General features: G+C 63.9%; 6 protein-coding genes. 4 read left to right on the forward strand and 2 right to left on the reverse strand.

Translation table 11 applies throughout. From position 1 onward, the window contains the following. Nucleotides 1-227, forward strand: a 227-nt coding sequence (locus EOA27_RS16805) for a hypothetical protein (protein WP_145970381.1), incomplete at its 5' end; no start/stop codon positions are given. Nucleotides 228-240: 13 nt separating this feature from the next. On the opposite strand, the gene EOA27_RS16810 is transcribed toward EOA27_RS16805, so the two are convergent. Further along, nucleotides 241-831, reverse strand: a complete 591-nt coding sequence (locus EOA27_RS16810; protein WP_126081938.1) for a hypothetical protein — start codon at nt 829-831, stop codon at nt 241-243. Nucleotides 832-1,042: 211 nt separating this feature from the next. On the opposite strand from EOA27_RS16810, the gene EOA27_RS16815 reads away from it, so the two are divergent. Both EOA27_RS16815 and EOA27_RS16820 read left to right on the forward strand, forming a co-directional pair. Then, on the forward strand, nt 1,043-2,581 hold the full coding sequence (locus tag EOA27_RS16815) for a trimethylamine methyltransferase family protein (RefSeq protein ID WP_127256734.1): 1,539 nt from the start codon (nt 1,043-1,045) through the stop codon (nt 2,579-2,581). A 64-nt stretch (nt 2,582-2,645) separates the two neighbouring features. Beyond that, the gene (locus tag EOA27_RS16820) at nt 2,646-5,072 is read left to right on the forward strand and encodes an FAD-dependent oxidoreductase (RefSeq protein WP_126081940.1); all 2,427 of its coding nucleotides are present in this window, start codon (nt 2,646-2,648) and stop codon (nt 5,070-5,072) included. A gap of 81 nt (nt 5,073-5,153) precedes the next feature. Here the strand turns inward: EOA27_RS16820 and EOA27_RS16825 are convergent, their stop codons facing one another. Continuing rightward, on the reverse strand, nt 5,154-5,552 hold the full coding sequence (locus tag EOA27_RS16825; protein ID WP_126081941.1) for a DoxX family protein: 399 nt from the start codon (nt 5,550-5,552) through the stop codon (nt 5,154-5,156). 196 nt (nt 5,553-5,748) lie between these two features. Between EOA27_RS16825 and EOA27_RS16830 the strand changes: the two genes are divergently transcribed. Then, complete coding sequence (locus EOA27_RS16830; protein WP_127252182.1) at nt 5,749-6,237, forward strand: hypothetical protein; 489 nt, start codon at nt 5,749-5,751, stop codon at nt 6,235-6,237. Nucleotides 6,238-6,503 lie beyond the last annotated feature (266 nt).

Consider the following 6,503-nt stretch of genomic DNA (forward strand, 5'->3'; position numbering starts at 1 on the left):
CCGCGCATGAAGGCGTGCCGGATGATGCGCCGCATGGCGTGGGGCCGGGCTTTGCCGGTGCGCCGCCGCAGCGTCCGGACGGCAAAAACGCCAGCGCGGAAGCCGACGCGATCGGAGAGGGCGTCGAGGAGAACGACGCTGTGCTCAAAGCTCGTCGCCACGAAGTGCGCGACGAGGATTCGGAAACCGGTGTCCCAAGGCCGAAGGACACGACAAGGCGGCACTAACCCGTTACGGATGTCAGCTGCCGCATTGCCGTAGCTGCGCCTGATAATCGCGCGCCATCTGGTCGGTGGCGCGTGCGTAGCTTTGAACGCCGGCGTCGCCGCGGTTGCCGCGGCCATAGGCGGTCCAGCCGAGATAATAGGCGAGATAGAGATTGTAGGTGTCGTTGCGCGCGACACCGAAAGTGTCGGCGGTCTTGGAGTGGTACCAGCCGACGAAATCGATGGCGTCGGCGAAGCGTGTGCGGCGCGCCGCCCAGTTGCCGGTCTCGCTTTGATATTGCGACCAGGTGCCGTCGAGCGCCTGCGAATAGCCCGTGGCGCTCGAGACATGAGTCCACGGGATGAAGCCGAGCAGCTTTGTGCGCGGCGGGCGGGCATTGCTCTTGAAGCCGGATTCCTTGCGCACCGTCGCCATCAGCACGGGAATGGGAATGCCGTATTTCTGCTCGGTCCGCTCGGCGGCGGACTGCCAGTTGTCGAACCAGCCGTCATTCTGGTCGAACACGGCGCAGACATTGTTGATGTGGCTGGGCGCTGTCGCGCAGGCCGACAGCGCCAGCAGCACGCAAACAGCGACAATTTTACTAAAACTCGACCTACGCATTGGAAGACGAATAGGCCGAAATCATAAAAGGAGTCTTGCGCGGTTCCTTAACGCTGACGCGGGAAGCGCGAAAAATCCAGTATCGATATTCCGACCAACTGCGTCGCTATTCTCTTCGTCGATTTCCAAAAATGCCGCCTTGGCTAAAATCGCGCCGGCAAATGGCGAATTCCTGACAGCTCGCCTGTGATACCGGCGCTCTGATGCGCGCATGAGCGAACCAAGACGCAAGCGCGGCGCCGAGCGCACCAGCAACCGAGGACCCGCCGCCATCCCGCAACTGCCGCTGCGGCGGGGGGAAAATCCCTATCCGCCGATGGCGCTGTTGTCGGCCGACCAGATCGAGGCGATCCACCAGGCATCGATGCACCTCCTGGAGAATTTCGGCGTCGAGGTGATGAGCCCGCGGGCGCTGTCGCTGTTCGAGCGCGCCGGCGCCAAGGTCGATCACGGGTCGATGAATGTGCGGGTCGACCGCGGCATGGTCGAGGAAGCGCTGCGGTCGACGCGCAGCAGCTACACGCTTACCCCGCGCAATCCGGCTCGAGCCATCCATCTCGGCGGCAGCACCATCAACTTCACGCTGGTGGCCGGACCGCCCAATGTGCACGACATGGAGCGCGGCCGCCGCGCCGGCAACATGCAAGATTATCAGGACTTCGTCCGGCTGGCGCAGCATTTCAACTGCATCCATATGCTCGGCAACCAGGTCTGCGCGCCGATCGAGCTGCCGGCGAACACAAGGCATATGGACACCTATTTCGCCAATCTGACGCTGACTGACAAATGTTTCCACGTCTCGGCGATCGGGCGGGGCAGGGCGCTGGACGGCATCGAGATGATGGCGATCGCGCGCGGACTGACGCTGGATGAGATGGCGCGGGACCCCGCCGTCACCACCATCATTTCGGTCAACTCGCCGCGCCGCTTCGACGAGATGATGGCGGAGGGGCTGATGACGATGGCCGAATACGGCCAGTCGGTTGCCGTCACCCCGTTCACGCTGATGGGCGCGATGAGCCCGGTGACGCTCGCAGGTGCTTTGGCGCAGCAGAATGCCGAGGCACTGTTCGGCATCGTGCTGACGCAACTGGTGCGTCCCGGCGCACCGGTGATGTATGGCGCCTTCACCTCCAATGTCGACATGAAGTCGGGCGCGCCGGCCTTCGGCACGCCGGAGAACACCAAGGCCAACATCGCCTCCGGGCAGTTGGCGCGGCACTACAATTTGCCGTACCGCACCACGCCGGGCTCGGCCTCCAACGCCGCCGATGCGCAGGGCGCCTATGAGACGATGATGGCGCTGTGGGGCGCGGTGCTCGGCCACGGCAATCTCGTCTATCATGCGGCCGGCTGGCAGGAGGGCGGACTGACGGCTTCGTTCGAAAAGCTCATCATCGATGTCGAGATGATCCAGCACATGATGGAATTCCTGCGGCCGATCATGGTCGACGAGGCGGAGCTCGCCGTCGAGGCGCTGGGCGCGGTGTCGACCGGGGGTCATTTCTTCGGCGAACCGCACACGCTGGAGCGCTACGCCACCGCCTTCTACCAGCCGATGCTCTCCAACTGGCAGAATTACGAGGCCTGGCAGGAAGCCGGCGCGCTCGACACGACGGCGCGCGCGACCAGGCTGTGGAAGAAGGCGCTGGAGGAATATGTCCAGCCGGCCATGGACCCCGCCATGCGCGAAGCGCTCGAAGCCTATATGGCGCGCCGGAAGCAAGCGATCGGGCAAGGCGAGCCGTGAGGGAACGGCTTTCCATCTTGAATCATTTCAACCTCTCAACTCACTGAACCAACGAGAAGAACCCATGAAGTCGCATGCAAAGGTCGTGGTCATCGGCGGCGGTGTCGTCGGATGCTCGGTGCTGTTCCATCTCGCCCGCCATGGCTGGACCGATGTCGTGCTTCTGGAGCGCGACGAGCTGACTTCCGGCTCGACATGGCATGCGGCCGGCGGCATGCACACGATCAATGGCGATCCCAACGTCGCCAAGCTGCAGAAATACACGATCTCGCTCTACAAGGAGATCGAGGAGCTTTCGGGCCAGGCGACCGGCGTGCACCTGACCGGCGGCGTGCTTCTGGCAGCAACCGAGGCGCGGCTCGACTGGCTGCGCGGCGTGGTGTCCAAGGGCCGCTATCTCGGCATCGACCTCGAGGTGATCTCGGCCAAGGAAGCGGCGGAACTGATGCCGCTCATTGATCCCAGCCAGTTCGTCGGCGCGGTGCGCAACAAGGAGGACGGCCATCTCGACCCGTCTGGCGTGACGCATGCCTATGCCAAGGCGGCGCGGAAACTGGGCGCGGAGGTCGAGCGCTTCACCAAGGTCGAGGACATCGTGCGCCGTCCCGACGGGTTGTGGCGCATCATCACCAACAAGGGGGATGTCATCGCCGAGCATGTCGTCAATGCCGGCGGCCTGTGGGCGCGCGAGGTCGGCCGCATGGTCGGACTGGAACTGCCGGTGCTGGCGATGGAGCATATGTACCTGATCACCGAGGACATGCCGGAGGTCGCCGACTGGAACAAGAAGACCGGCACCGAGATCATCCACGCGGTCGATTTCGACGGCGAGCTCTACCTGCGCCAGGAGCGCGGCGGCATGCTCATGGGCACCTATGAGAAGGCCAACAAGGTCTGGTCCGAATTCGAGACGCCGTGGAATTTCGGCCATGAGCTGCTGGAGCCGGACATCGACCGCATCGCGCCGTCGCTGGAAGTCGGCTTCCGCCATTTCCCCGCTTTCCAGAAGACCGGCATCAAGCAGATCATCAACGGCCCCTTTACCTTCGCCGCGGACGGCAATCCGCTGGTCGGCCCGGTGCGCGGCCTGCCGGGCTTCTGGGTCGCCTGCGGCGTGATGGCCGGCTTCAGCCAGGGCGGCGGCGTTGGCCTCGCGCTGTCCAACTGGATGATCGAGGGCGATCCGGGCGCCGACATCTGGGCCATGGACGTGGCGCGCTATGGCGACTGGGCGACGATGGCTTATACCAACGCCAAGGTGCGCGAGAATTACTCGCGCCGCTTCTCGATCCGCTTCCCGAACGAGGAGCTGCCGGCCGGGCGTCCTCTGAAGACGACGCCTCTCTACGACACGCTGGCCGCCAGGGGCGCGCAATGGGGCGTGTCCTACGGGCTCGAAGTGCCGCTCTGGTATGCGCCGGACGGCGTCAAGGACGAGTTCTCGTGGCGGCGTTCGACCGACTTCGACCATGTCGCCAAGGAAGTCGCGGCGGTACGCAACGGCGTCGGGCTTTCGGAGATTTCCAACTTCGCAAAATACAGGGTGACGGGCGAGGGCGCGGCTGGATGGCTCGACCGCATCTTCGCCTGCAAGCTGCCCAAGCGCGGCAGCATGACGCTGGCGCCGATGCTGAAGGACGACGGCAGACTGATCGGCGATTTCACTTTGGCCAATATCGACGACGCAGAGTGGTTCGTCGCCGGCTCAGGCATCGCCGAGCAGTATCACATGCGCTGGTTCGAGGCGCATCTGCCCAAGGATGGCTCGGTGCGGATCGAGGCGCTGGGCCAGAAGCTCACCGGCCTTGCGATTGCCGGTCCGAAGGCGAGGGAGGTGCTCGCCAAGGTCACCCGCGCCGATGTTTCCAACGCGGGCTTCCCCTTCATGGCGGTCGCCAGGATGGATATCGGCTTGGCGCCATGTTTTGTCGGCCGCGTCAGCTACACCGGCGATCTCGGCTATGAGATCTGGGTGGCGCCGGAATACCAGCGCGCCGCCTACCAGGCGCTGCTCGCTGCGGGAGAGGAACTCGGCATCGGCCTGTTCGGCTCGCGCGCGCTCAATGCGCTGAGGCTGGAGAAGAACTACGGCTCATGGGCGCGCGAATACCGGCCGATCTACGGGCCGGTCGAGGCCGGGCTCGACCGCTTCGTCGCCTATGGCAAGGACGCCGATTTCATCGGCAAGGAAGCGGCGCTCGCCGAGCGGCGAGAGGGCGGCAAGCTTCGGCTGCGCGCCTTCATCGTCGATGCCGCCGATGCCGATGTGATCGGCGACGAGGCGATCTGGCATGACGGTGTAGTGCGCGGCTGGGTCACGTCGGGCGGCTACGCGCATAATTCCAAGAAATCGGTTGCGATGGGCTATGTGCCGAAGGAAATTGCCGACAGACCGGACGGTTTCGAGATCGAGATCCTCGGCCAGCGTCACGCGGCGCGCATCCAGGCGGCGCCGCTGTTCGACGCCAATTTCGAGCGGATGCGCGGCTAGAGCAATTCCAGGAAAAGTGCGAAGCGGTTTTCCGTCCGGAATTGCGTCAAAACAAAAAGCCTCCTGGCGCGCATCCTGCCATCAGGCTCTGGCGCTGTCGCGATTGTCCAGCGCGAAGGCGCCCGAACCGGCAAAGAACAGGTAGAGGAAGACGAAGCAGAACAGGATGGCTGCGTCGCCGCCGTTGTTGGCCGGGAAGAAGTCGCGCGGGAAGTGCGCCATGAAATAGGCGATGGCCATTTCGCCGGCCAGGAGGAACGCCACCGGGCGGGTGAAGAGACCGAGCGCCAAGAGGATGCCGCCGGCGAATTCGAGGATACCTGCAGCCGTCGTCAGGCCGGTGAGGGCGTGCGGCTGGGCGCTTACCGGGAAGTTGAACAGTTTTTGCGAGCCATGTTCGATGAACTGCAAGGCGGTCATGATGCGCAACACGCCCAGCGCTTGCGGGCGGAACTGAGCAAGGCTTTCGAAAAGCTTCATCCGAAACTCCATTTACCCCCGCTCGGGCCTTAGATTATCGCCCGGCAGTGGACCACTCACTTCCCTTGGCCAACCATCAACAATCGGTGAGCCGAAATGGCTTGAGTCCCCATGTTTCTTCTCGCGATGGTTGCATATATATCCCTATGGTTGTACTAGAGGGGTGATGGATCAAACCAAGCGAGTCTCCTTGATCATGAGAAAAGTCATCATCGGCCTCTTCGCAATCCTTGCAGGCACCAGCTTCGCCATGGCCGCCGATACCGGCTGCGAGACCTTCAAATGGCCGGTCGAGCGCGAGCAGGCGCTGTTTCCGGCGGCGCCCGCCGCGCAGTCCGGCGCTACCCTCACGGTCGGGCAAGCGGCGGATTTCTCGCTTGAGGCTGTGGATACCGTCAGCTTCGAAGTGCCGCCGGAGCGGGCACCGAAAGCCGGCACGTTCGGCGCGACAGCAAATGTGACGGTGCCGCCTGATGGCGAGCTGCAGCTCAGCCTGTCCGACGAGGCCTGGATCGATGTGGTGCAGGATGGCAAGACCGTAAAATCGGCAGCCTTCAGCGGCGTGAAGACCTGCCCTGGCATCCGCAAGAGCATCCGCTTCAAGCTCGCCGGCGGCGCAGCGATCATCCAGCTCAGCGGCGCGAAGAAGGCCGATCTGAAGCTGGCGGTGCTGACGCCGGAGTGACTAATTTAAGAGAGCGGCGCCAGCCGGATAAGTCTTGCCCGTCCTTCGCAGCAATTGCGGAGGGTTGATCGCACCTCTCCCAAGAGGGAAGCGCAATCGCAGACGGCAGCGCTGCCCCCTCTCCGTCCGCTGCGCGGACACCTCTCCCCCATTTCATGGGGGCGAGGAACCCGAGCTTTCAAGGCTGCGACATCCGCGTTAGCGTTTCCTCGCCCCCATGAAATGGGGGAGAGGTGGCTCGGCGAAGCCGAGACGGAGAGTGGGAG

Origin of the sequence: Mesorhizobium sp. M2A.F.Ca.ET.037.01.1.1, from assembly GCF_003998075.1 — a bacterium.
Taxonomy (GTDB): Bacteria; Pseudomonadota; Alphaproteobacteria; order Rhizobiales; family Rhizobiaceae; genus Mesorhizobium.

What these genes read in the sequence shown, in the direction of transcription:
- EOA27_RS16815 (WP_127256734.1), top strand. Translation starts at nt 1,043, where the DNA reads ATGAGCGAACCAAGACGCAAGCGCGGCGCCGAGCGCACCAGCAACCGA.
- EOA27_RS16810 (WP_126081938.1), bottom strand. Translation starts at nt 831, where the DNA reads ATGCGTAGGTCGAGTTTTAGTAAAATTGTCGCTGTTTGCGTGCTGCTG.
- EOA27_RS16820 (WP_126081940.1), top strand. Translation starts at nt 2,646, where the DNA reads ATGAAGTCGCATGCAAAGGTCGTGGTCATCGGCGGCGGTGTCGTCGGA.
- EOA27_RS16825 (WP_126081941.1), bottom strand. Translation starts at nt 5,552, where the DNA reads ATGAAGCTTTTCGAAAGCCTTGCTCAGTTCCGCCCGCAAGCGCTGGGC.
- EOA27_RS16830 (WP_127252182.1), top strand. Translation starts at nt 5,749, where the DNA reads ATGAGAAAAGTCATCATCGGCCTCTTCGCAATCCTTGCAGGCACCAGC.